Annotated in this window: 19 protein-coding genes; 10 read left to right on the forward strand and 9 right to left on the reverse strand. The window is 49.7% G+C overall.

All coding sequences use genetic code 11. From position 1 onward, the window contains the following. Positions 1 to 96: 96 nt before the first annotated feature. Positions 97 to 1,113: an isoaspartyl peptidase/L-asparaginase family protein gene (locus tag ACXAG2_RS01160; protein ID WP_474863960.1), complete on the reverse strand. Its 1,017-nt coding sequence runs from the start codon at positions 1,111 to 1,113 to the stop codon at positions 97 to 99. A gap of 130 nt (positions 1,114 to 1,243) precedes the next feature. On the opposite strand from ACXAG2_RS01160, the gene sbcB reads away from it, so the two are divergent. Next, positions 1,244 to 2,674 (forward strand): exodeoxyribonuclease I, encoded by a 1,431-nt coding sequence (gene sbcB / locus ACXAG2_RS01165; RefSeq protein WP_474863962.1) that lies wholly within the window; start codon positions 1,244 to 1,246, stop codon positions 2,672 to 2,674. Positions 2,675 to 2,761: 87 nt separating this feature from the next. After that, positions 2,762 to 4,423, forward strand: a complete 1,662-nt coding sequence (locus ACXAG2_RS01170; protein WP_474863964.1) for a DUF342 domain-containing protein — start codon at positions 2,762 to 2,764, stop codon at positions 4,421 to 4,423. A gap of 28 nt (positions 4,424 to 4,451) precedes the next feature. Here ACXAG2_RS01170 and ACXAG2_RS01175 read toward each other — a convergent pair whose 3' ends face one another. The 4 genes from ACXAG2_RS01175 to ACXAG2_RS01190 all read right to left on the reverse strand — a co-directional run bounded on the left by ACXAG2_RS01175 (position 4,452) and on the right by ACXAG2_RS01190 (position 11,416). After that, positions 4,452 to 5,846 (reverse strand): transporter substrate-binding domain-containing protein, encoded by a 1,395-nt coding sequence (locus ACXAG2_RS01175; protein WP_474863966.1) that lies wholly within the window; start codon positions 5,844 to 5,846, stop codon positions 4,452 to 4,454. A gap of 250 nt (positions 5,847 to 6,096) precedes the next feature. After that, positions 6,097 to 6,630: a PEP-CTERM sorting domain-containing protein gene (locus ACXAG2_RS01180; RefSeq protein ID WP_474863968.1), complete on the reverse strand. Its 534-nt coding sequence runs from the start codon at positions 6,628 to 6,630 to the stop codon at positions 6,097 to 6,099. Positions 6,631 to 6,690: 60 nt separating this feature from the next. After that, positions 6,691 to 9,843 carry a S8 family serine peptidase gene (locus ACXAG2_RS01185; protein WP_474863970.1) on the reverse strand — a complete coding sequence of 1,051 codons (3,153 nt, stop codon included), beginning with the start codon at positions 9,841 to 9,843 and terminating at the stop codon, positions 6,691 to 6,693. A gap of 397 nt (positions 9,844 to 10,240) precedes the next feature. Then, positions 10,241 to 11,416 carry a thiolase family protein gene (locus tag ACXAG2_RS01190; protein ID WP_474863972.1) on the reverse strand — a complete coding sequence of 392 codons (1,176 nt, stop codon included), beginning with the start codon at positions 11,414 to 11,416 and terminating at the stop codon, positions 10,241 to 10,243. Positions 11,417 to 11,655: 239 nt separating this feature from the next. Here ACXAG2_RS01190 and ACXAG2_RS01195 point away from each other — a divergent pair, with 239 nt between their 5' ends. From ACXAG2_RS01195 to ACXAG2_RS01220, 6 genes are read left to right on the forward strand one after another with little or no spacing between them, the layout of a single operon-like run. Then, the gene (locus tag ACXAG2_RS01195; RefSeq protein ID WP_119501562.1) at positions 11,656 to 12,063 is read left to right on the forward strand and encodes a MerR family transcriptional regulator; all 408 of its coding nucleotides are present in this window, start codon (positions 11,656 to 11,658) and stop codon (positions 12,061 to 12,063) included. Next, positions 12,060 to 13,229: an isovaleryl-CoA dehydrogenase gene (locus ACXAG2_RS01200; protein ID WP_474863973.1), complete on the forward strand. Its 1,170-nt coding sequence runs from the start codon at positions 12,060 to 12,062 to the stop codon at positions 13,227 to 13,229. The genes ACXAG2_RS01195 and ACXAG2_RS01200 overlap by 4 nt, the downstream gene beginning before the upstream one ends. A gap of 13 nt (positions 13,230 to 13,242) precedes the next feature. After that, the gene (locus ACXAG2_RS01205) at positions 13,243 to 14,850 is read left to right on the forward strand and encodes a carboxyl transferase domain-containing protein (RefSeq protein WP_474863975.1); all 1,608 of its coding nucleotides are present in this window, start codon (positions 13,243 to 13,245) and stop codon (positions 14,848 to 14,850) included. Positions 14,851 to 14,862: 12 nt separating this feature from the next. After that, complete coding sequence (locus ACXAG2_RS01210; RefSeq protein WP_474863976.1) at positions 14,863 to 15,669, forward strand: enoyl-CoA hydratase/isomerase family protein; 807 nt, start codon at positions 14,863 to 14,865, stop codon at positions 15,667 to 15,669. After that, positions 15,662 to 17,644: an acetyl/propionyl/methylcrotonyl-CoA carboxylase subunit alpha gene (locus ACXAG2_RS01215; RefSeq protein WP_474863978.1), complete on the forward strand. Its 1,983-nt coding sequence runs from the start codon at positions 15,662 to 15,664 to the stop codon at positions 17,642 to 17,644. Before ACXAG2_RS01210 ends, ACXAG2_RS01215 begins: the two co-directional genes overlap by 8 nt. Continuing rightward, on the forward strand, positions 17,634 to 18,551 hold the full coding sequence (locus ACXAG2_RS01220; RefSeq protein ID WP_474863980.1) for a hydroxymethylglutaryl-CoA lyase: 918 nt from the start codon (positions 17,634 to 17,636) through the stop codon (positions 18,549 to 18,551). Before ACXAG2_RS01215 ends, ACXAG2_RS01220 begins: the two co-directional genes overlap by 11 nt. Before the next feature lies 1 nt (position 18,552). Here ACXAG2_RS01220 and ACXAG2_RS01225 read toward each other — a convergent pair whose 3' ends face one another. From ACXAG2_RS01225 to ACXAG2_RS01235, 3 genes are all read right to left on the reverse strand, one after another. Next, on the reverse strand, positions 18,553 to 19,731 hold the full coding sequence (locus ACXAG2_RS01225) for an MFS transporter (protein ID WP_474863982.1): 1,179 nt from the start codon (positions 19,729 to 19,731) through the stop codon (positions 18,553 to 18,555). A 109-nt stretch (positions 19,732 to 19,840) separates the two neighbouring features. Continuing rightward, positions 19,841 to 20,374, reverse strand: coding sequence for an SRPBCC family protein (locus ACXAG2_RS01230; protein ID WP_474863983.1), 534 nt, complete (start codon positions 20,372 to 20,374; stop codon positions 19,841 to 19,843). A gap of 41 nt (positions 20,375 to 20,415) precedes the next feature. Continuing rightward, the gene (locus ACXAG2_RS01235; RefSeq protein WP_474863985.1) at positions 20,416 to 21,399 is read right to left on the reverse strand and encodes a nucleoside hydrolase; all 984 of its coding nucleotides are present in this window, start codon (positions 21,397 to 21,399) and stop codon (positions 20,416 to 20,418) included. A gap of 136 nt (positions 21,400 to 21,535) precedes the next feature. Between ACXAG2_RS01235 and glgC the strand changes: the two genes are divergently transcribed. Continuing rightward, on the forward strand, positions 21,536 to 22,807 hold the full coding sequence (gene glgC, locus ACXAG2_RS01240; protein ID WP_119501571.1) for a glucose-1-phosphate adenylyltransferase: 1,272 nt from the start codon (positions 21,536 to 21,538) through the stop codon (positions 22,805 to 22,807). Here glgC and ACXAG2_RS01245 read toward each other — a convergent pair. Further along, a complete protein-coding gene (locus tag ACXAG2_RS01245; protein WP_474863987.1) occupies positions 22,804 to 23,595 on the reverse strand; it encodes an alpha/beta fold hydrolase in 792 nt (263 codons plus the stop codon). The two genes, glgC and ACXAG2_RS01245, sit on opposite strands and share 4 nt — an antisense overlap. A 90-nt stretch (positions 23,596 to 23,685) precedes the next feature. Here ACXAG2_RS01245 and ACXAG2_RS01250 point away from each other — a divergent pair, with 90 nt between their 5' ends. After that, on the forward strand, positions 23,686 to 24,501 hold the full coding sequence (locus ACXAG2_RS01250) for an acyl-CoA thioesterase (protein WP_474863989.1): 816 nt from the start codon (positions 23,686 to 23,688) through the stop codon (positions 24,499 to 24,501). Positions 24,502 to 24,511 lie beyond the last annotated feature (10 nt).

The following is a 24,511-nucleotide window of genomic DNA, read 5'->3' on the forward strand; positions in this document are numbered from 1 at the left end:
TAGCCTCCAGTACGTCACCATGACGTGTCGTTACTTTCAGCCTAGACCCTCCGTGGCCCGGACGCGAATAATTTCAGCAGGATTTGTACATAATTTTTACAATGTTTCCCACTGCTCAAAAATGCCCACGGAAAGGACCCCTTTACCGTCAATTTTCGCTCTGTACATGCCCGCTGAGTTAAACGGTGCTGCAATGTTGCCTTCTTTATCAATGGCAATAATGCCGCCGTCACCGCCCACCGGTTTGAGCACATCAAAAATAACTGTATCAGACGCCTCTTTTAACGTTGTGCCCCGATATTTCATACGGGTACAAATATCTGCTGCAACATGATAACGGATGAAAAACTCACCATGCCCCGTCGCCGACACCGCACAACTGTCGTTGTCAGCCCAGGTTCCGGCACCAATCACGGGCGAATCGCCGATGCGGCCGTATCGCTTGGCAGTCATCCCGCCGGTTGAAGTCCCTGCTACCAGATTACCTTCACTGTCGAGCACAACCGCGCCCACTGTACCGAAACGTTCATTGCCTTTTTGATCGCCGTACAAACCTGCACTTTCCATACGGGATTTCACCTTTTTGAGTGATTCAAGGCGTCTTTCAGTGTCAAAGATATGGTTATCCACCAGCGTCAGTCCCTGCTCTTCTGCAAAAGCTTCTGCCCCTTCACCGGATAGCATGACATGGGGCGATAAGTGCATGACGGCCGATGCTGCAGCGATAGGACTCCGGATGGTTTTTACTCCGGCCACCGCACCGGCGTTATGAGTGCCGCCGTGCATTATTGAGGCATCCAGTTCGTGTTCACCTTTCCATGTATACACAGCCCCGATGCCGGCATTAAACAACGGTGAGGTTTCCAGAATTTGGATGGCTGCAATCACTGCCTTTTCACCGGGTTCGCCCTGCTCAAGCAAAGCGTAGCCTGCTTTTGCCGCCTCGCTGAGGGTATCTTTGTAGGCTTTTTCCAGTTCCGGCGTGAAATTCTTCTGTAAAATGGTTCCGGCGCCGCCGTGGATAACGATTGCCACCGGTTTTTCTTCAGCCGCCACTACCTGCGAACTTAATGTCAAAGCGCTGCACATCACAGCCGCGAGAAACTTTTTCATTCCTTTTCCTTGTTGTTGTTCATGTTTTACATCGTCCGGAGGATCAGTTCATAAGCCGCAAACTGGCTTGCACCCTGCTGCGCTGGTATAGTGCCCCGCGTAACGTTTTTCTAATGGATTTTATTTACCAATGACACAATATGCGCCATCAATGCTATGGCACGATTACGAGACCTGGGGCGCTAACCCGCTCAAAGATACCCCTTCTCAATTTGCTGCCATCCGTACCGATGCAGAATTAAATGTTATTGGAAAGCCCGTTAATATCATGGCGCAAATTGCCAATGATGTGTTGCCCCACCCTCAGGCTTGCCTGATCACCGGCATCACACCACAGCAATCACTACGTGACGGTATGATTGAGGCTGATTTCGCCAGACGTATCCATGAAGAAATGAGCCAGCCCAACACCTGCGTGGTTGGTTATAACAGCATTCGCTTTGATGATGAAGTCAGCCGCACCCTCTTTTATCGCAACTTTTATGACCCTTATGGCAGAGAGTGGCGAAACGGCAATTCCCGCTGGGATATTATTGATCTTGCCAGGGCCTGCTATGCCCTGCGTCCTGAGGGTATTAACTGGCCGTTGAGAGACGATGGCACACCGGTATTCAAATTAGAAGAACTGGCTAAAGCCAACGAACTGGAACATGGTCAGGCTCACGATGCACTTTCGGATGTCCGCGCAACTATCGCACTGGCAAAATTGATCCGGCAGCATCAACCAAAACTTTATGACTATGCGTTTTCATTGCGCAGTAAACATGCCGTATTAAAGCAGATTAATCTGCAGCAACCTTCTGTGCTGTTGCATATTTCGTCTAAAATTCCCGCCAGTCAGGGTTGTTGTACCTGGGTAATGCCAATTGCCATGCACCCCGTTAACAGTAATGCCATTATCGCCGTCGATTTGTCTCAGCCCATAGAACCGCTGTTAAACGATGATGCAGATACCATCCGGGAAAAGCTGTATACACCAGCGTCAGAGCTGGGGGATGAACCCCATCCCGGTCTAAAGCTTATTCACATCAACCGGTCGCCTTTTGTCACAACGGCAAAAGCCATGACGGAAGAAAATGCTGAACGGCTGGGGCTGAACAGAGAGCAGTGCCTGGAAAATTACAAGCGGTTAGCGGCCAGCGATATCACACAAAAGTTGTCTGATGTGTATAACACGCCTCATGATGACGTTGATAATGACGCTGATCATTCCCTTTACAGTGGTGGATTTTTGTCAGACGAAGAACGCCGCTGGTGTGAGCAGGTGCATGCCAGCGCACCGGAAGCGCTTGACCGGCTGGCATCACAAACACAGAACCAGACCTTAAAAACCCTGCTGTTCCGTTATCGTGCACGTAATTATCCTTACACGCTGAATGCTGATGAAATGCAACGCTGGCAGGCACACAGACAATACAGGCTGACTGATAAAGATTCGCCCGCCACAGTTACCCTCGAACTGTTTATGATGGAACTGGAAACGCTGGCGCATGAGCATCAGAACGATCCGAACAGACAAGCTATACTCAGGGCGCTTTATCAATACGCTCAAAACCTTTGACCTCATCGCAACTGTCACTATAAAGTAGACTAAAGACGTAGTAGCAGTTTGCCGATATGGTATTGGCGTAGTCTCATGGAACAGAAGATGAAAGGTATTTCTTTCAGTTACAACAGCGATACTCAGTTTGTCACCCTTAGCTTACTTCCTGCCGAAATGGAAAAGGAAGCAGATCTGAGCACCATTAAATCTGAGTTAGCCAGTGGTGCTTACAGCGATTTTTATCTGTCAGAAAAAGCCCTGAAATCAGCCTGTGACAAAGTAAACCTTTATCATAAAACCGGCGACAAGACGCCGGTTACCGCAGACATTGCTGAATTGCGTCATGCAGAAGTCGACTTTGTTATCAGTGAAGACAACATGCACGCCACTTTGCGGCTTACCGCTCCCTACGGCGGCAGAATGCCTAATGCCATTACTATCCGTAACCTCGCCTGGAAACAGCGCATACGCCGTGGCGTGGGCATGCGCCACATCAATATGCTATTGAAAGAAGCGGAAAAAGCAGAACCCGGCCAGATGCTCAATGCTGTAGTGGCCAGGGGACTCCCTCCCAGAAACGGAAAGGGTTCAAGATTTATTCCGCTGGTCCCGAATGCACTTGAGCGGGTCCTCAAGCCTCAGACCAGTGACGGCGAAAAAGCGGATCTCCGGAATCTTGGCGACGTCGTCTGTGTGAAAACCGGCACACCGGTAGTGCGCAGAACAGCACCGACTCAAGGCCGTAAAGGCTATGACGTTAAAGACACGGTACTTTACCCCAAGCCCGGTGAATGGCTGGAATTTAAAATGGGTTCCGGTACCGCCGTCAGTAATGAAGATGAGAACATGCTGGTGGCGACGATTTCCGGGATGCCGAAATACCATGAACATCGCATGAATATTGACGACACCTTTATTTGCAATGGTGTCAATGTGGGCAGCGGACATGTCACCTATGACGGTGCTGTTCTGGTGAATGGTGATGTTGCAGAGAAAATGAAAATCAAAGCAACCAAAGACATCACGATTAACGGCTTTGTTGAATCTGCAATCATTGAAGCCGGCGGCGATATCATCATCACTGAAGGTGCAATGGGTAAGGTTACCGATAACGCTGAAGGTTATGCATGCACGCTTATCGCAGGCGGCAGCATTCACGTTCAGCATGGCCAGGGGCTGGATATTATTGCCGGTAAGAATATTACCGTGGGCAGACAAATGGCCTACAGCCGCCTGAAGGCCGGTGGTTCTGTCACTGTAGGAAACATATCCAAACCAATGGGTAATCTGTTTGCCTGTGAAATTGTGTGCGAAGACAAAGTTGAAGCCGGCACACTGGGCGCGATTTCAGGCAGTACGCTGAAAGTTGATTTTACTGGGGGGATGAGTGCATTGATGGAGCGTAAAGAAACCATTGATGAACTGCTACGCCAGCTACGGGAGAATAACTCCCGCCACCGCGAGAAACTGGAGGTCATCTCCGGTCGTACCATCCATAAAGATTTAAAGCACAAAATAACCGAAGCAAAATCTCTTCTGAATAATGAAACAGCGTTATTAAACTGGCTGGAACTGAAAGCGTCGGAATTGAAAAAGCTGAAAACGCAATATGAAAACCGTATTCAGTTAAAGGCCAACAAACGAATTTACGCCGGCGTATCAGCCAAACTGAATAACCGTAACTGGCGCTCAGAACGGGAATACGAACGCTGCAAAATCCGCTATGAAGGCCATCAGTGGCACTATGAGCCGGATACCTCCGGCTAAGCCTCTGCCGGCCTTACTCTACCAAAACCTACTCTGCCAACGCGACTACGTTGCCGCCCTGACGACGGGAAGCACTGAGAGCTCTGTTAAGGTCGTCGTTCCATTCGGAATAACGTTGGCCGCTCTGCAGTTCAGCCACTCCGGTGATAAAAATGATTGTAGGATCTGCTTCTGCTTTCAGACACTCAAGTAAACGGTTCGCCAGGCTGTCGCCTGCCGCAAGGTTCGTTTGCGGTGATAAAATCATAAACTTATCAGGTTCGCACCTTGCCGTAATATCCACATCTCTTACTGTGGTTAAGCAAGCACTGGTGAGTCGTTTACATAGACTGTCTGTGTGTGCTCCTGCCCTGAGTTTATTACCGTTCTCAGTAATTTCAATTGCAATCAGTGTGCAGGGAGTCTGGAAACGCAAATGCCTTGAGATCTCTTCTTCAGCCTTTTGCATGAAATAATTGCGGTTGTATAAGCCGGTTACTTCATCCCGCGTGGATAAAAACTCCAGTGTACGGTTCTTTTCTAGTAACGAGGACTGCAAGCTTTCAATTTCATCGTTTTTCTGGCTGATTTGGCGCTGGTAACTGCTAATTACCCGTTTTCTCCAGGCGGCTACAGCAACCAGCGCAATAGCGATAAACACGATACCGAGCACAAACCCATACCGGCTCTGCTTTACCTGACGAACAGCATTCCAGCGTTTATAAATATCAACTTTACGGGATTCAGGTATAGACGAAATCGCCTTATTCAGTAAAGGAACCAGTTCGGCATGATTCTTATTCACACCGAAAGAAAGCATATCAAAGGGCTCGGCAAAACCGACTATTTGCAGATCTGAAAAATCGTGAGCATTAATTGCAGAATAAACGCCCATCAGTGAACCCACCATTAAATCGATGTCACCTTTAGATAGCTTCTGTAACCCGCTCACCTCAGAATCAACATATTCCGTAAGCAAATCAGGATAGTAGCGGGCAAGGTATTCCGCATGCCTGAAACCGCTGACCACACCGACGATACGATTGCCGACACCTTCAAACCCCTGAACCATAGGCGTACCGTTACGGCCTACCAGTACGTTAGGTACTTCTATATACGGGGTAGAAAAGTCCAAAAAATGGCTTCTTGAAGGTGTTCGGTTAATCATTGTCGTCACCATACATGCGCCGGACTCTACAGCCGCAAGCGAATCCTGCCAGCTCTCCGTTGGGATGAGTTCAAACTTAAGATGAGAGAGCTTACTGATAACATCCAGATAATCTGCGGAGATGCCTATATGTTTGCCGTTACGCATGGCTTCATAAGGCATCCAGTTCGGATCGATACAGTACGTGACGACCTGCTCTCCGGCAGCAACGGCCACCGGCACTTTGCCGGCTAAAAAGGCCAGCGCAAGAAACAGGAATAAATACCGTTTTGGCAAACAAACAACCTCGGGGAAATGAAAACTATCGGTGGCAAACTCACTGAAAGCCAACGGTTAAAGGTTAACGACTTATTCTTAATAAGGAAAGTGCCGGTACAAAGATCATAGTATCTCCCGGCATTTACAAGTGATGCAACGGTTGCGCCGGACCGACCTGTTTATCTGACTGAGCAGATAAAATGGATGTAATTCATGAGGAATAAAAAAGGCCTTCATCGGGAAGGCCTTAATCATAACGGTAAACTGCTTACGCGCGACGACGGCGCACAATCATGCCACCGAATGCCAGAGCAAACAGTGCCAGCACAGAAGGTTCAGACAGACTTACTGAGTTAACAACCATTACGTCATCTTCAAATGCTTCTAATTGATAATCGCCGGCAAAGAAGATAGATACGTAATTATCAATTGTGGAGAATGCATCGTAAAAAACGTTGTAAAACCAGGGGAAGTCATCCTCTGCATCTACATATAAAAATTCAACACCCGCGAAGATGTTATCTACATCTATAACAGCTTCGAAATCGTTCATAACCGGGTTCCAGCCGTCTGCCAAAGGGATATAGAAATCAACCAGGTTAAACGCCAGGCCATCATAAGTGCTGATTGCACCCATGCCTGAATTGATCAGGCTGTTATCCAGTTCGAGGTCATAAGAAATGATTTCAAGACCACCAACATATACAGACTGAGAGATAATTGCAGCCTGACTTTGTGCTGCAAACATCATTGAACAACAAGCCAGTACGGCTGCGCTAAAGAGTGCTTTTAGTTTTTTCATGTTACTTCTGCCTTTTTAATGTGTGGGTACAGTGAAAATCACTGTACCCGTTTCCTCTGATTATTGTTTTACAGCTTCAACGATTGTGGTGCCCTGTTCCTGGCCATCACCATCGAAGAACGTCACGGTACCCATGTAAGGTACGCCAGACGCAAGACCGCGGGTAATGATACGAACGTCATTAAGGCGTCCGTCAACCGCACGGGATGACATGCTGAAACGGCTGCTGCTGTCTTTACCACCGGCTACCCATACAGGCATCTGGAAGTCAGTTTCCGTTGCGCCATTCAGATCCCAACCGTGAACCCAAACGATATAGACATCACCAACGCCAACATTAGCTGCCGGCTCAGGATTCATCAGAACAACATCTTCATCAGAACCACCGAATGCAGACACACCAACTTCTGAACATAACCAGCCTTCACAGCGGTAAACGTAAAGGTCAAGGTCAGTACCGCTTTGTTCTACCAGTTCGTCACGTAAGCTGAAACGGGCCATGGTGGTCCCTTCAGGGATGTGGAACAAGGTAGTAGACAAACCGTCTTCGTTGAATGCGAACGAGCTGTCAGGGTCTTGCTCAACGGTGCTTGTAACTACTTCAGGTGCAACCAGACTTGCGTAGTCGATACTTGCACGACCGGTATAGTTCATTCCCACTGAGAAGAAACCACGGCCACGGGAGTTCAGACCTACAGAAACGCTCTCAGGTGCAGAAATGTTCTCATCCGCTGCCGGCATAATTGCTACCGGGCTGCGAACAACTTTACCGTTATCACCCTCAAGTACCACTGCACCGAAGATCCATTCATCAAGAACAGTTTCTTCTGTTTTCGCTACTGTCAGTGCGAATGCTGAGGTGCCGTTTGCTGCAACTTCTACCACACCGCCCTGAACCGGCGTAAGGTCGCTGTTATAGCCCTGAACAGAAACATCCAGTGAATCCAGACCTTCAATTGAAATGGTGTAAGTGCTGTCTGCACCAGTTACGTCAGAAACGTAACGGTAGATAGTTTCAGCACCGGACAATTCACCGATAGCAATTGACGGATAGTTCAGTTGGCTTGGGTCAGTCGGGAAGTAATTGGCCTCATAAGTGGCACAATCATAACCTGACTCGCTGATAACAAATGATTCTTCGTCCAGACCACACATAAAGCCCATGTAATCGAAGAAAGAAGCATCAAAGGTTAAGCCGGGTTCCATAGCAGAAACCGGTGCAGCATGACCAGCACCAAAATCAAACGGATCAGCCGGTGTGCTGCCGTCTTCTTTGGTGACATCCTGATAAGCAGTAGTCATAAGTGCAGATTTAACCTGAGCAGGAGTCCAGTCAGGATGCTGATCGATAAGCAGCGCTGCCATACCGGCAATGTGCGGGGAAGACATTGACGTACCGCTTAAGTAAGCCACTTGCTTACCCTGCTCGCCGAACATTGGCGTGTCAGTGGTTGCAGCCAGGATGCGAACACCCGGGGCTGTGATATCCGGCTTAATAACATCCAGTGTAGAGGCATTCGGGCCACGGCTTGAGAAATCAGCCATGATATTGCCTGTTTCCTCTTGTTCAACGTAGGTACCGGCACTCATTGTCACGGTCACATTGCCGCCTTCAACCGCTGAAGAGTTCAGCATGCTGCCCACAGCTTCAGTAACCATACCGCCAGGGATGCCGCCGACAAAATCGCCGCCCATTACGGTCACACCGCCGCCATTGTCATAGACCACGACAGCAGTCGCACCTGAATCCAGTGCACGGCTAACTTTTTGCGAGAATGCACAGGAACCACGCTGAATTAACGCAATGTTTCCTGAAATATCAGCAGCGTTATCAAGTGGCGTAGATGCTGCACCGTCAAAACAGGCCAGCAGTGGTTCAGCTACAACCAGTGAACCGGTCACAGGACCTGTTTCACTCAGTGGTTTTGTGATTGAACCTTCGGTAAATGCAACCGTACTGGTTTCATCGAACTGGGTGACTTCAAGACCATTTACAACAGTTGTACCGTCATAAGTCGAGGCGCCCACTGTGGTTACCCAGGGAGCAGGTGTGCCGGTGGTAGATGCTGCAGGGCCAGAGTTACCGGCTGAAACTGAAACAAATACACCAGCCTGTGCCGCACGTAACATGGCTGCAGTAGAAGGCACGGTCAGGTCAGTAAGACTGCCACCGATGGAATAGTTGAGTACATCCACACCATCAACAATAGCCTGTTCAATTGCAGCCATACTATCGCCGTAGAAACAGCCGGCTTCGTCACCGCCTTGCGGGTTAACGTAGTCAGAGTTCCAGCACACTTTATACATGGCAACACGGGCACGCGGCGCGATACCGGACATTACGCCAATTTCAGTGCCGTTCATTACAGCAGATACGCCTTCGTTACCGGCAGCAGTGCTGGCTGTGTGGCTACCGTGACCGTCTGCGTCACGGGGAGACATAAACTCACCTAACTCTGTTTGAATGTCATAAACAGACTGGAAAGTCTCAGGGAAGAAACGTGCACCGATAAGTTTGTTGTTACAGGCAAATGTGCCTGCCTGTGCTTCTTCACCGGTATCACAGGCACCCTGCCAACCGATGTCAGCCGGATCGGAGTAAGAGCCGTCATCAGCAAAACTCGGGTTTTCAGGTGTGATACCCGTGTCAAGAATACCGACAATCACATCTTCACCTTTAATACCCAGAGTATGCTGTCCACCCGCGCCGGTAAGGCCGAGGAACTCAGGAGTATTAGCCGTGTCTACTTTCACCATCTGGTCTTCCCAGACGCTGGCGACTTCAGGATTAGCGCGTAATGCTTTTGCCTGGGCAGGCGTTAACTTTGCTGAAAATCCGTTAAAGCTGTGAACATAGTTATGGATGATTTTAACGTTACCCACGGCGGCTGCTGCGGCACGCTGGTTGCGTTTTAATTTGCTGGTGTAATTGCGGATTTGTTTGGTGTCTGAGGCGTATTGGTTACCCCTCGATGCGACGTGTTGTTTATTTGGGATGAGCTCCCCGATTTCCTCTGCGTAGGTGATACCTGGTGCCTGCTTCATCTGGATGATGTAAACACCGGAACCCTTTTTGACATTAGCTTGGTTTCCTGAAACAGAAAACTTCGTCAGGTCCTGGGCTGGAATCTGCTGAGCAGTTACTGTGGTAGTCATACCCGCCGTAACAGCCATAGAAACCATTGTTCCCAATAGTTTTTTCTTAAATGTCATTTATTGCGTCTCCCATTGACACTTTTTTTGTTTTGCGGCTTCCTTCAGAAGATAAAACATCAGTTTTACCGCATCGGGAATTATTCCTGCCTGAATCTGCGTTGACGCATTTACAAACGTGGAACCCGCTTTCTGGATTTACTGCATTTATTATTATTCCCCGATGTTTATTTACTTCTTCCATGTCATCGGAGGTCTGATATTTATACAAAATTCACACCACGTATCCTATCTTCCTGATCTTTATAAGATATATCAAGCAGGAATATATAACCTGTTGCTAATTTGTAAATTTTCTTGACGCTTAAAAGGTTATTTATTAATCAAATCATAGAGATAAAAAAAGGCAGTACATGAGTGCACTGCCTTTATATTCAGTAACTAAGGTACGCAACCATCAGCACATTTCAACGGCAAGGGCTACACCTTCGCCACCACCGATACATAAAGAAGCAATACCTTTCTTCGCTCCTTTGTTAGCCAGTGCGTGGATAAGCGTCACCAGAATACGGGCACCGGATGCACCAATAGGGTGACCTAACGCACAGGCACCACCATTAATGTTCACCTTCTCTGCATCCAGACCCAGCTTTTGAATGGCCAGCATGGTTACCATGGCAAACGCTTCATTGATTTCCCAAAGATCGACGTCTTCTTTAGACCAACCGGCCTTGTCGAGCACTTTTTCCATTGCACCTACTGGAGCAACAGTGAAGTTTTCAGGTTCAATGGCATTGGTAGCGTGCGCCACCACTTTGGCCAGTGGCGTCAGGCCAAGTGACGCGGCTTTAGATTCAGACATCACCAGCAGGGCTGCAGCACCATCGGAAATCGAGCTGGAGTTTGCTGCTGTTACCGTACCGTCTTTTTTGAATGCAGGGCGCAATGACGGAATCTTATCAGGACGGGCAGAACCCGGTCCTTCGTCAGTATCAACCACCACATCACCCTTGCGGGTAGAAATGGTAATAGCAGAAATTTCATTAGCAAACGCACCGGTGTTGATAGCTTCGTTCGCGCGGGAAAGTGAAGTTAACGCGTATTCATCCATCTGACCACGGGTCAGTCCTTCACTGTCAGCGGTATCCTGCGCAAAGCACCCCATGGCTTTGCCATCGTAGGCATTCTCAAGTCCGTCCAGCATCATATGATCAAGTACCTGACCATGCCCCATACGGTAACCTGTGCGAGCTTTTGGCAACAGGTACGGTGCATTACTCATACTTTCCATGCCACCGGCTACGACGACTTCTGCGCTGCCGGCTTTGATCAGGTCGTGGGCCAGCATCACGGCTTTGAGTCCGGATCCGCACACTTTATTGAGGGTAATTGCACCGGCAGACAAAGGCAGCCCTGCTTTCAATGCAGCTTGTCTGGCCGGCGCCTGACCCAGACCGGCAGGTAATACACAGCCCATAATGACTTCATCAATCTGACTCAAATCCACATCTGTACAAATTGACTTGATCGCTTCAGCACCCAGCTCCGTCGATGGCACAGAAGACAAACTGCCATTGAATCCACCCATAGGGGTACGTTTTGCTGCCACAATTACTACCGCTTCATTGCTCATAGTTGTATTGCCTCACTTATTTTAGGAAGTTCAGGTACTGCACAAATTATATTCAGCACATCATATATCACCGGAAATCGTAACAGAAACTTTGCACTTATTGACGTCACAATTTTATTACTTTACCTTAACGTTAACTACAATTTACGTTAACGTAAACCTGTATTAAGACAGTTTCTCAGTCGTCATGCCTGTTACGGGCCGGTCATACAGGTTAACGACACCGACAAGGCGCAGTCATGACAAACAGCAAAGAAGAGCAAACTTTTACCATCGGAGAACTGGCAAAGGAGTTTGATATAACACCCCGATCCATCCGTTTCTATGAAGAACAAGGACTTATTACACCTTCAAGAACCGGACAGAACCGCATCTACAATAACAAAGACAGGGTGAGGTTAAAGCTAATTTTACGTGGTAAGAGGTTGGGCTTCTCGCTGGCGGAAGTGAACAACCTTTTCGAACTTTACGACACAAATCCGGATTCAGCCATACAGCTGGAAACGATGCTCAGCATGACGGAACAAAAGCGTGCGGTACTTCGTCAGCAACTCGAAGACATTCAGATGCTGATGGGTGAACTTGATGAAGTTGAAGCACGCTGCCGTGAAGAGCTGGCAGAATTAAAACGAGGACACGACAGATGATAACACCCTACCCCACATTAAATTTTGGTCTGGGCGAAGAAATCGACATGCTCAGAGAACATGTGCATCAGTTTGCTCAGCAGGAGATTGCACCGCTGGCGACAGAAGCGGATGAAGTAAGCTGTTTTCCCAATCAGTTATGGACAAAATTTGGTGACATGGGGTTACTGGGTGTCACGGTGGATGAAAGTTATGGCGGTGCCAACATGGGGTATCTTGCACACACTGTCGCCATGGAAGAAATCAGCCGCGCTTCAGCCGGAATTGGTTTAAGTTACGGGGCACACTCGAATTTATGCGTAAACCAGATTTTCCGTAACGGCTCCGGGGCACAGAAAGAAAAATACTTGCCGGCTCTGGTGAGCGGCGAGCACATCGGGGCGCTGGCGATGAGTGAACCCGGCGCCGGTTCTGATGTGGTTTCCATGAAGCTGAAGGCCGAAAAGCGAGGCGACAAGTACATCCTCAACGGCAATAAAATGTGGATCACAAATGGTCCTGATGCCCATACCTTTGTTATCTATGCAAAGACTGACACACAGGCCGGCCCCAAGGGCATTTCAGCGTTCATTGTTGAGCGTGATTTCCCGGGATTCAGCCGTGCACAAAAACTCGACAAGCTGGGTATGCGCTCTTCCGATACCTGCGAACTGGTGTTTGAAGACTGTGAAGTGCCGGCAGAAAATCTGATGGGCAAAGAAGGCGAAGGCGTCCGTATTTTAATGAGCGGACTGGACTATGAGCGCCTTGTGCTGTCCGGTGGTCCGCTGGGTATCATGCAGGCTTGTATGGACATCGTCGTACCCTATATTCATGACCGGAAGCAGTTTGGTCAGTCTATCGGTGAATTTCAGCTTGTACAGGGCAAAATTGCCGATATGTACACGCAGATGAATGCCGCGAGGGCCTATGTGTACACCGTTGCAAAATCCTGCGATCGCGGGGAAACCACACGAAAAGATGCTGCAGGTGCCATTTTGTACTCGGCGGAACTGGCTACCCGTATGGCGCTGGACGCCATCCAGTTGCTGGGTGGCAACGGCTATATCAATGAGTACCCTACGGGACGTTTACTCCGCGACGCGAAACTTTATGAGATAGGCGCAGGTACCTCTGAAATCCGCCGGATGCTCATCGGCCGCGAACTGTTCAAAGAATCTGAATAAGTAAGGAGGGGTTATGCCCGTTCTGCGTTCTACTGTGAATTCTGCAACGGCAGAATTTAAAGATAATGCCGCCTGTATGCGCCGTCTGACAGACGATCTTAAAGCCAAAGTCGCTCAGATTTCTCAGGGCGGCGGCGAAAAAGCCGTGGAGAAACACCATGCCAGGGGGAAACTACTGGCCCGTGAACGAATAAACGTTCTTCTGGATGAAGGCTCTCCGTTTCTTGAAATCGGACAGTTTGCAGCCTGGGAAGTGTACGACGATTACGTACCCTGCGCCGGCGTAGTCGCCGGGATTGGGCGCGTGGCCGGCCTGGAGTGCATGATTGTTGCCAATGATGCCACTGTGAAGGGCGGTACCTATTACCCGCTCACAGTCAAAAAACACTTACGGGCGCAAACCATCGCGGAAGAAAATCATTTGCCCTGTATTTATCTGGTAGATTCCGGTGGCGCTAACCTGCCCCGTCAGGATGAAGTATTTCCCGACCGCGAACACTTTGGCCGGATTTTCTTTAATCAGGCCAATATGTCAGCGCAAAATATTCCGCAAATCGCTGTGGTAATGGGCTCCTGTACCGCCGGTGGTGCGTACGTACCGGCCATGGCCGATGAAAGTATTATTGTACGCGAACAGGGCACCATTTTTCTCGGCGGTCCTCCGCTGGTAAAAGCAGCAACCGGTGAAGTGGTCAGTGCTGAAGAACTGGGCGGCGGCGATGTGCATACCCGTACTTCAGGCGTTGCCGACCAGCTCGCTAATAACGATCATCATGCACTGGAGCTGGCACGCAATGCTGTCGGTAGACTGAACCGGCAGAACCGGTATCAGGTGGCAGAACAAAACTGGGAAGAGCCACGCTATCCGGCATCAGACATCTACGGCATCGTGCCGGAAGGCTCGCGGAAAACCTATGATGTCAGAGAGATAATAGCCAGGATCACAGACGGCTCTGAGTTTGATGAATTCAAACCCCTCTACGGCACAACACTGGTTTGCGGCTTTGCCAGCATTTTCGGTATGGAAGTAGGTATTGTCGCCAATAATGGCATTCTGTTCGGCGAAAGTGCGCTGAAAGGCGCGCACTTTGTGCAGTTATGCGCAACACGCAAGACTCCGCTTATTTTCCTGCAGAACATCACCGGTTTCATGGTGGGTAAACAATACGAAGCTGGCGGCATTGCTAAACACGGGGCGAAAATGGTCACCGCAGTGGCATGCGCCAAAGTGCCGAAAATCACGGTTCTCATTGGTGGCTCGTTCGGCGCTGGCAATTATGGCATGTGTGGACGCGCTTATGATCCGCGATTTTTATTTATGTGGCCGAATGCCCGCATATCAGTGATGGGCGGTGAACAGGCTGCAGGCGTTCTGGCGCAGGTGAAACGTGACCAGAAAGAAAGTAATAACGAAAGCTGGACTGACGATGAAGAGCAGGCCTTCAAGCAACCGGTTATCGATACTTATGAAAAGCAGGGACACCCCTACTATGCTTCCGCGCGCCTGTGGGATGACGGTGTGATTGATCCCGCCGATACCCGTAAAGTGCTGGGAATGAGTTTGAAAGTCGCACTGAATAAACCCGTTGAAGAAACACGCTTCGGCGTGTTCCGCATGTAAGGAGTCCGGATCATGGAACCTGTAACCGATTTCGTAACGTACCATATTGATGAGCGCGGCGTTGCCAGCATTACACTGAACCGGCCGGAAAAGCACAATGCGTTTGATGACACCATTATTGCAGCGTTATCTCATTACTTAGATACCGCCGCTCAGGACAATCGCGTTCGTGTTTTGATCCTGCAGGCTGAAGGTAAGTCTTTCAGTGCCGGTGCAGATGCCGGCTGGATGAAAAAAATGGCCGGTTATTCTGTAGAGGAAAATCAGCAGGATGCTTTCGCCCTTGCCACTCTGCTTAACAAACTGAATACCTTGCCAAAACCGGTTATCGCCAGAGTTCAGGGTGCAGCCTTCGGTGGCGCAATAGGTCTGATTGCCTGTTGTGACATGGCCGTGGGCACCAAACTCAGCAAGTTTTGCTTAAGTGAGGTCCGGATTGGTCTTATACCTGCCACCATCAGCCCTTATGTCATTGAAGCGATGGGTGCCCGTGTATGCCGCCGTTATTTCCAGACCGCAGAAGTATTTTCAGCCCGCCGTGCCAGACGACTGGGCCTGCTCAGTGAAGTGGTCACCGAAGACGAACTGGATGACACGGTAGAAACTCTCGTTTCTCTATTGCTTAAAAATGGTCCCGTGGCCATGGCCAGAGCTAAAGCACTGGTGCGCAATGTGGCATTCCGCCCTGTAGACGAAAACCTGATGCAGGAAACCAGTCAGGAAATCGCGGATATCCGCGTATCTGATGAAGGTCAGGAAGGGTTAACCGCCTTTTTGGAAAAGCGCCCGGCGCAGTGGCAGGAGAGCAGTAATGATTAATAAACTTCTGATTGCGAATCGCGGTGAAATTGCCTGCCGTGTTATCCGCTCGGCTAAGAAACTTGGCATAGCAACGGTGGCGGTTTATTCCTCTGCCGACGAGAACGCCATGCATGTGGCGTTGGCTGATGAAGCGGTAAAAATAGGCGAAGCCCCGTCAAAAGACAGTTACCTTCGTGGTGATGTCATTATTGATACTGCACTGAAAACCGGTGCAGATGCCATCCATCCCGGTTACGGCTTTTTATCTGAAAACGCAGCATTTGCCGAAAGCTGCCGTGCCAACAATATTATTTTCGTTGGTCCGCCGCCTGAGGCCATCCGTGCGATGGGTTCAAAATCAGCGGCCAAATCCATTATGGAAAAAGCCGGTGTTCCGCTTGTCCCGGGCTATCACGGTGATGACCAGGCGGATGCAGTACTACTTCAGGCTGCCAGAGAAATGGGCTATCCGGTATTATTGAAAGCCGCAGCCGGTGGTGGCGGTAAGGGCATGCGACAGGTCTGGAAAGATGAAGAATTCGCTGACGCTCTGAGTGCTGCCAGACGGGAGGCTATGGCCAGCTTCAGTGACGATATTATGCTGGTGGAAAAATACCTCACCCGCCCCCGTCATGTGGAGTTCCAGGTGTTTTGCGATCAGCACGGCAATGGTGTTTATCTGTTTGAGCGTGACTGTTCCTTACAGCGCCGTCATCAAAAAATCATTGAAGAAGCCCCTGCTCCCGATATGACGGAAGCGCTGCGCACTCAGATGGGTGAAGCGGCACTGCAGGCGGCGAGAGCCATTGCCTATGAAGGTGCCGGCACAGTGGAGTTTCTCCTTGATGAAGATGAGAGTTTTTATTTCATGGAGATGAATACCCGTTTACAGGTTGAGCATCCTGTGACGGAAATGATCACCGGTGAAGATCTGGTGGAATGGCAAATCAAGGTCGCACAGGGTGAAGTACTGCCGAAAAAACAGCAGGAACTTACGATAAACGGCCATGCTTTTGAAGCCCGTCTCTACGCTGAAGATCCGGATAACGGCTTTTTACCGGAAACCGGCATCCTCAAAGATCATACTCCGCCGCAACCCTCCCGTTATGTCAGGGTGGATACCGGTGTCCGGTGCGGTGATGAAGTTTCCGTGTTTTACGACCCGATGATCGCAAAATTGATTGTGTGGGATGAAAACCGGGAACGGGCACTCAGACGTCTGGCGACAGCTTTACGGCAATATCATATTGCGGGAGTAACCACCAATGTAGATTATCTGCACAGGCTGGCCACTCACCCGGAGTTTATCGCAGCAAACTTAACAACCACTTTCATCGACAAACACACTGCGTCGTTGCAGCAAAGCAAAAAAGTAAGTGACGAACAATTGGCAATGATGGCACTGATCTGCGTGTTGCCACGGGAAGAGACTGCCGTTACATCCCCTTGGGAAACACCCTCAACATGGCGGATGAACGGAGCATTTCGGAAAACAGTGCAACTGGCTGTTGCCGGAACGGACAACTTCACGGTGGACATCCGATGGCCTCAACAGGAAAGCGACGACTGGCTGATTACCATTGATGGCAACGCACTGCGTGCAAACGGTAAATGGCTGAATGACACGTTCCAGTTAAAAATTAACGATCATCTACAAACCATCCGCGTTTCAGAGAACGGAGAAACCCGTACGCTCTTCACGCAACAAGGCAGCCTGATTTTTAATGAGATCCAACCGGATACAGGCTCTGATGAAGGAAGCGGCACTGAAAACACCTTTACTGCACCGATGAACGGCACGATTGTCGCCTGCCCTGTTGAAACCGGCACTAAAGTAAAAAAAGATACCGTTCTGGTCATCATGGAAGCAATGAAAATGGAGCACAGTATCAAAGCGCCCTGCGATGGCACGCTGGAAACGCTTTTCTGCTCTCCGGGTACCATGATTAACGGCGGCAGTGTCTTGCTGGAGTTTACGCCTGATGAAGAATGAACTCCCCCGCAAGGTAACGCTGGTTGAGGTGGGAATAAGAGACGGGCTGCAGAATGAGTCCGCACCGGTGACCACTGAACAGAAAATAGCGTTGCTTGGTATGCTCACTGCGGCCGGACTAACACGCCTTGAAGCTGGCAGCTTTGTTTCCCCACGCTGGGTTCCGCAAATGGCAGACACCGCCGCGGTGTTTGCCGGACTGCCTGAAGTTAACGGCGTCACCTACAGTGCGCTGACACCCAACGAAAAGGGGCTGGATGGGGCGCTGGCGGCAAATGTAAAAGAAGTAGCTGTTTTTGGTTCAGCATCAGAATCCTTCTCACAAAAAAACATCAACTGTAGCATTGATGAAAGTCTTGCCAGATTTGAACCGGTTGTCAGCAAAGCGAAGGCAAAGGGGTTGAAAGTCCGGGGCTATATATCCTGTGTACTGGGTTGTCCCTATGAAGGGTACATTGCCCCTGCTGCCACCGCGCGGCTGGCTTCAGCACTCATCGCCATGGGATGTGATGAGATATCCCTTGGCGATACCATCGGAACCGGTACGCCGCTGGCAACAGCAGCAATGCTGGAAGCAGTTAAAGAGGTAGTACCGCTACCACAACTGGCAGTGCACTTTCACGACACTTACGGACAGGCTCTGGCAAACATACTCGTGGCTCTGCAACAGGGTGTCAGTATCATTGACAGTGCCGTAGCGGGGCTGGGGGGATGTCCCTACGCCAAAGGCGCCAGCGGCAATGTTGCTACAGAAGACGTGCTGTATATGCTCAATGGCATGGGCATTGATACCGGCGTCGATATGACCGCATTACTGAAAGCAAGTCGGGCTGTAAGCCTTATCATCAACAGAAAAGCCCAAAGCAAAGTTGCAGCAGCACTACATTCTGATGAGCCGGCGCTTTGACTCAGTCCGGCGCTTTTTCCTGCGGTAAAATCAGTGTCATCACCACACCGGCAATCAGAAAGCCGGCCATAATATAAACAACACTGAAGGGCAGGACTTCTCCCAGTGCAGCATAAGTGGCCCCGAATAGCAGCAATATAATACCAATAGCGGTATTCGAGAAGGCCACCAGTTCCGTGCGTTGCTGCCCCTCCTTCACATCCAAACTGTAGGTTTTCCGGCCTGTACGCACGCCGGTGTGGGCAACGGATAACAGAAAAAATAAGCCGGCTGGCCACCACAGACTGTCAATGCTGAACATGAGCAGACCAGCACAGGCAAGGACAGCCAGTATTCCTGCCAGTTGAAGGGTGAGTCTGGCACTCTTATCTGCCACCCTGCCCCAAATCAGCGAGGACAGCATGGTTGCAGCGGCCTGAGCAGCCAGATAAAACGGTAACAGCGACTGACTGTCAGCGTCGCCTTCCAGCATAAAAAACGGTGCGACCAGCGCTGAATGTACAAAGAGGCCTCTGACTGCGATGAAGCGGTACACCACAGCATCAAACTGAGAAAAAGAGTAACCGGAGCTGTCCTGTTGCTCGTTTCCGACACTGACCCGGGTTTTCACCGGTAACAGAATAAACAACGCTGCGACAAACCCGGCAAGAGCCAGTGCAATAATCATCAGAACAACGGTTTGTCCCAGCGCTGATTTGAAATAAATTAGCGGTACAGCAAGGCAAAGTGTCAGTACACCGGACACAGTGGAAGCTATCCCCAGTAAATCGCCCCGCTCTCCTTTATCAGCGACGTCCGCCTGGATGTCTTTCATCGTTAGTGAGCAGGCAGCCCGTCCAAGGCTCAACAGTATCAGGCTGCCCAGTACCACCGAACCGGCCACAACGCCTTCGAGATACAGCGCACTGAGTAGCATTGCGGTCACTGAAAGCGCCTGCACAATCATGCCGGCACGCCATACCTGATGCCTTGCAGGATAACGCCGCAGTAAAACACCGATAAATGCCTGTGGAAGTAAAGCACCGGATTCTCTCACAGGCACCAGCCAGCTAATCATCCATACAGGCGCAGACAATGACAAAAGTAATGCAGGCAGCGTTGTTTTAGCGGATATCAGCAAATCCGCCAGTTTGTTAGCAGCCAGTGAGGCGATGACGAAGATTTTATTTTTCGGGTACAACGCAGTAAGACTCCGTGGCGGTCGTAACATTCACTATATCGCATGTAATGACCGCCATGTGCGTCATTCTTCCGGTTGTCGGATCAGTTTATCTACTCAGGTCTTTGGACTAACTCTGATTTTCCACAACGGTTTTCAGGTTTTCGAGCCCCAGTTCAAAGTCAGGTCCGATTATGCCATCCATCATCAATCCCATATACCTGTTTACCAAGTTCATGCCCATATCCCCGCTGTCGCTCCAGGTAACCAGTGTACCTCCTTCAACAGACTCCAGTGTGAATTCACCGGTCGACCCCATTTCGTACTCAGGAAAATAGAGTCGGTAGGTCATCGCACGGTTATGTTGCAAACCGGTAATCTCCATCTCACCGTCGCCCTGAGTTTCACTGAGCCAGGCCGTTTGCATACCGATGGCGCGGTCAGGGCCGCTGAACGAAACCTGCATCGCCGGGTCACGCATAAACCACACTGCCCACTGGGGCCATGCTTTTAAATTAACTACATTGGGATAAATATCTTCAGCCGCGGCATTGATCATGATTTTGCGTTCGACATGATAATCTGAAGGTAACAGAAACCCGATGCCTGTCAGCACGAAAATGAGCACTATTATTGTCACCAGCGTTTTTTTCAGCCACGCCATTTTCAATCTCCGTGTTGATATTCACTCAAAATATATAACACTTAATTAACATTTGCAGCAGGAAATGTGTCAAACGTCCCGGAAAATTGCTGAACGACATATTTTCTGACGGCATCTGCGTCAACCCGGTCAATCCAGTTTACTTTGTGCCCTTCACTTTTCTCACATCTGAAAATGCGTCCTGCATCAGGGGTCGAAACAGATGCGTTAACATACCCTGAGGTTTTTGAAAATGCCGTTTCCGGTAATCCTGCGATGGACGTCGCCAGTATGTCCCATAGGAAATAGGTAAACTCGTAAGACGGGATAGCGGTGACCGTTGCAGCCCAGAACTGCCCTGCCAGATCCGCCACCGGGGTGCATGATTGCGCGAGCTGGATAAGGAACGCCCGGTCAACCGGGAGCGCATTTGTGGCGTCCAGAGGAACCAGACACACATTAACGCCACTTTGAATTAACGTACGGGTAGCACAGGGATCCCAGTAAGCATTCCATTCTGCGGTACCGTTATGGTCATGCATTGCCACATTCCCCTTCACATCAATGGCCCCCCCCATCCAAATCACTTCTTTGATTGCGGGTTTTAAAGCTGGCTGACGGGACAAAACTGCAGATAAGTTTGTACACGGTCCCGTCATCAGCACCGTTACCGGTGATTCTGCCTGCTTTAACGTTTCCTCAATCCAGGTGTCAGCCGCGACAGATTGCACATTATCTGTGATTTCCTGCGTCCGCAGCATTTCCGGCATGCTGTGACAAACCCTCGGTTGAGCCCGCCATTCAGGGGGAAACGGATTAGGGCCCGGGATATTCCCTGTGGCTACCGGCACATGCCCGTTACCGGTAAGCGTTAAAATTTTTAAAGTACTTAACAGTGCGTCATCCGGATAGCAGTCTGCCGGAGTAATCGTCACGCCCAACAGATCCACATGGTCCATTGTCAGTAAAAGCATCAGAGATAATAAATCGTCGATACCGCCGTCGTGATCGAAAATCACCGGGGTTCTGGTTAATTTGGCCGGCATAAAAATCCTTATCTGGCGTTAAATTTTATCTTGTGTAATATGGAGTTAATCATTTGTGACAGTGTTGTCCAAATGTTACTTTTTGCTTTTGTCTTTCAGGCACAGCCGTAACGTGCTGATAAAATGGAGAACCAACATGGCTGATAACAGTTCACGCTATATCAGTAATTTGACCCGGGACACTTACGCGCTGATTCTTGCAGGCGGCAAGGGGTCAAGACTGCATGAACTGACTACCTGGCGGGCAAAACCTGCCCTTTATTTCGGCGGCAAATTTCGCATTATCGATTTTCCGTTATCTAATTGTGTTAATTCCGGTATCCGCCGGATTGGTGTGGTAACGCAGTACAAATCCCACTCACTCATCCGCCACCTGGTGCGGGGCTGGGGACACTTTAAAAAAGAACTCGGCGAATCCGTCGAGATTCTACCAGCATCCCAGCGTTTTTCCGATAGCTGGTATGAAGGGACTGCAGATGCGGTTTTCCAGAACATCGATATTATCCGCGATGAGTTACCCAAATATGTGATGATCCTTTCCGGAGACCATATTTACCGTATGGACTACGGCCCGATGATTGCCCGCCACGTTGAAAGCGGCGCAAAAATGACGGTGTCTTGTATGTCGGTACCGGTTCAGGAAGCTGCCGGGGCATTTGGCGTTATGTCGGTCGACGAAAATATGCGTATTCTGGGCTTTGAAGAAAAACCTGAACACCCTACTCCTCTGCCCGGTGACAGCACACGCTGCCTGGCATCTATGGGTAATTATATTTTCGATACAGAGTTTTTGTTCGAGCAATTGCGCCGTGATGCTGAAAAACAAGGCTCTCAACGTGATTTCGGTAAAGACATTATCCCTTCTATCATTAAAGACCATACGGTAATTGCCTACCCGTTTGAAACATCCGGTGATGAACAGGCTTACTGGCGCGATGTGGGTACTATTGATTCTTTCTGGGAAGCCAACATGGAAATGGTTGCGCCGGTGCCGCAACTGAATCTGTACGATCGTTTATGGCCAATCTGGACGTACCAGGAGCAATTGCCCCCTGCGAAATTCGTCTGGGATGAAGACGGCAGACGGGGAGAAGCCATTAATTCCGTTGTGTCAGGCGGTTGTATTATTTCCGGTTCAACGCTGCGCAGAAGTCTGTGCTTCTCAAATGTCAGGTTGCACTCTTACAGCACCATTGAAGAAGCGGTGATCCTGCCTGATGTTGAAGTTATGCGTAACTGCCGGCTGAAGAAAGTCGTCATTGACCGGGGTTGTGTGGTGCCCGAAGGCACTGTTATCGGCTACGACCATGAGGCAGACCGCGCCCGGGGTTTCCGTGTGTCTGATAAAGGGGTTGTACTGGTAACCCGCGAAATGCTGGGCATGCCTGTTGGTGGTTTAGGGGGTTAGCCCGCCTGCCAGTGCTGAATCGTGGTTGTAATGATTTCAGCGACTTTTTCCGGTTGTTCGAGGGGGAACATATGACCGCCATCGAACATCCGGAATTCCAGAGCATTGTCTTTAACGAATCTGGCTCTGTCTGACGGTTTTGCCACATCCGATCCGGAACCGGCAACCATCAGCCCCGGGCACTGCAATTTGCCTGAAAATTGGTGCAAATTATGGGGAAAATGACGGAAGATCTCGGCTTCTACCTGTCTGTCAAAAGTCAGTCTGCGGTTTTCTCCGTCTTTCACCGTGCCGGCGGCGACATAATCCCTGATACAGCGTTTATCCATATTTCTGAACAGTGCTTTACCGGCAAAGTATCCTTCCAGATCATCATCCTTATGCCAGTGCGTCCGGCGAATTTTCGCAAGCCGTGACGGCGTTATTCTGTCCATCAGATTCAGTTTTTTCGCCCCGCGCACCAGCCATTGTTTAGCCCCGTACACCATCGGGGGATCCAGCATAATTACCCCCTTTACTCTTTGCGGATAACGGCATGCGGTCATATAAGACAGCATAGCCCCGAATGAATGACCGGCAAGCCAGACAGGCCGGAATTGCTCCTGCGAATCCAGATACCAGACAAGTTCATCAACCTGTTTTTGCCAGTTACCGGCTACAGGAAATTCTGGCTTGTGGCCAAACTGAGGATTCGCCAGCACGTTCCAGTCTGCCGGTAATGCTGAAAACAGGGTATTGTATGTTGCTGCCGGGAACCCGTTGGCATGGGCAAAATGAATTGTTGTCATAAGTCGTCCGGACTCTTCCTGAAACCGTAAAATTGGCGAAGTGTAAAAACTCTGCTAGGATACAACAAAACTCATCCGACCAGAAGAATTATGCACGTAGATGAATTACTTGCTGTACCGGAAATGTCTGCTATAACCGAAAATCAATGGCAGAGTGAACCATTAATCATACCAAAGGACTGGGCCCAGGGCCGCACTGCATTTGGCGGCATCTCCGCCGGCATGGCCTATCAGGCTATTTCAACACAGGTTCATGATGACCGTGTTTTACGCTCTTACACCACTAACTTTGTCGGTCCGTTGTTACTGAACGAGCCCTTTACTATTCTGGTCACCTGCCTGCGTACGGGTAAAAACGTATCCCAGTACACGGGTCAGATTATACAAAACGGTCAGACATGTGTGTTTGTACAGGCATGCTTCGGCATGGCACGGACCTCAAAGATTCGGGTAGACAATGTTGAAACCCACGAAATGCCCTGGCCACAAAAGGCAAAATTTATCCCGCAAATACCTAAGGTCACGCCTAAATTTTTCCAGCATTTTGATTTGGCTATCGACGATGGCGGCATGCCTTTCACAGGAAAATCAGGCAGCCATTACCACGGTTTCATGCGTTTTAAGAAAGCGCCTCAAAGCATCAGTGATGCACATCTGATCACTATGATCGATGCCTGGCCTCCTACTTTGCTGCAGATGCTGCGATGGCCTGCACCGGCAAGTACTGTGAGCTGGAATCTTGAATTTATTCACCCTCATCACGAGGTCAGTGGTACAGACTGGTTCGCATATAAGGTACATACCCGTCAGGCTGCAGACGGATACGGTCACACAGAAGCGACCATCTGGAACAGTCATAATGATGTTGTTGCCCTTAGCAGGCAAACAGTGGCGGTATTTGATTAGCAAAAGGCGG

It is taken from the genome of Alteromonas sp. ABH4_456 (assembly GCF_056160645.1).

Bases quoted from the DNA above. Each gene is read 5' to 3' on its own strand.
- ACXAG2_RS01200 (WP_474863973.1), top strand. From the start codon at position 12,060: ATGATAACACCCTACCCCACATTAAATTTTGGTCTGGGCGAAGAAATC.
- ACXAG2_RS01235 (WP_474863985.1), bottom strand. From the start codon at position 21,399: ATGCCGGCCAAATTAACCAGAACCCCGGTGATTTTCGATCACGACGGC.
- ACXAG2_RS01230 (WP_474863983.1), bottom strand. From the start codon at position 20,374: ATGGCGTGGCTGAAAAAAACGCTGGTGACAATAATAGTGCTCATTTTC.
- ACXAG2_RS01210 (WP_474863976.1), top strand. From the start codon at position 14,863: ATGGAACCTGTAACCGATTTCGTAACGTACCATATTGATGAGCGCGGC.
- ACXAG2_RS01180 (WP_474863968.1), bottom strand. From the start codon at position 6,630: ATGAAAAAACTAAAAGCACTCTTTAGCGCAGCCGTACTGGCTTGTTGT.
- ACXAG2_RS01250 (WP_474863989.1), top strand. From the start codon at position 23,686: ATGCACGTAGATGAATTACTTGCTGTACCGGAAATGTCTGCTATAACC.
- ACXAG2_RS01185 (WP_474863970.1), bottom strand. From the start codon at position 9,843: ATGACATTTAAGAAAAAACTATTGGGAACAATGGTTTCTATGGCTGTT.
- ACXAG2_RS01170 (WP_474863964.1), top strand. From the start codon at position 2,762: ATGAAAGGTATTTCTTTCAGTTACAACAGCGATACTCAGTTTGTCACC.
- glgC (WP_119501571.1), top strand. From the start codon at position 21,536: ATGGCTGATAACAGTTCACGCTATATCAGTAATTTGACCCGGGACACT.
- ACXAG2_RS01245 (WP_474863987.1), bottom strand. From the start codon at position 23,595: ATGACAACAATTCATTTTGCCCATGCCAACGGGTTCCCGGCAGCAACA.
- ACXAG2_RS01160 (WP_474863960.1), bottom strand. From the start codon at position 1,113: ATGAAAAAGTTTCTCGCGGCTGTGATGTGCAGCGCTTTGACATTAAGT.
- ACXAG2_RS01220 (WP_474863980.1), top strand. From the start codon at position 17,634: ATGAAGAATGAACTCCCCCGCAAGGTAACGCTGGTTGAGGTGGGAATA.
- ACXAG2_RS01195 (WP_119501562.1), top strand. From the start codon at position 11,656: ATGACAAACAGCAAAGAAGAGCAAACTTTTACCATCGGAGAACTGGCA.
- ACXAG2_RS01215 (WP_474863978.1), top strand. From the start codon at position 15,662: ATGATTAATAAACTTCTGATTGCGAATCGCGGTGAAATTGCCTGCCGT.
- ACXAG2_RS01190 (WP_474863972.1), bottom strand. From the start codon at position 11,416: ATGAGCAATGAAGCGGTAGTAATTGTGGCAGCAAAACGTACCCCTATG.
- sbcB (WP_474863962.1), top strand. From the start codon at position 1,244: ATGACACAATATGCGCCATCAATGCTATGGCACGATTACGAGACCTGG.
- ACXAG2_RS01205 (WP_474863975.1), top strand. From the start codon at position 13,243: ATGCCCGTTCTGCGTTCTACTGTGAATTCTGCAACGGCAGAATTTAAA.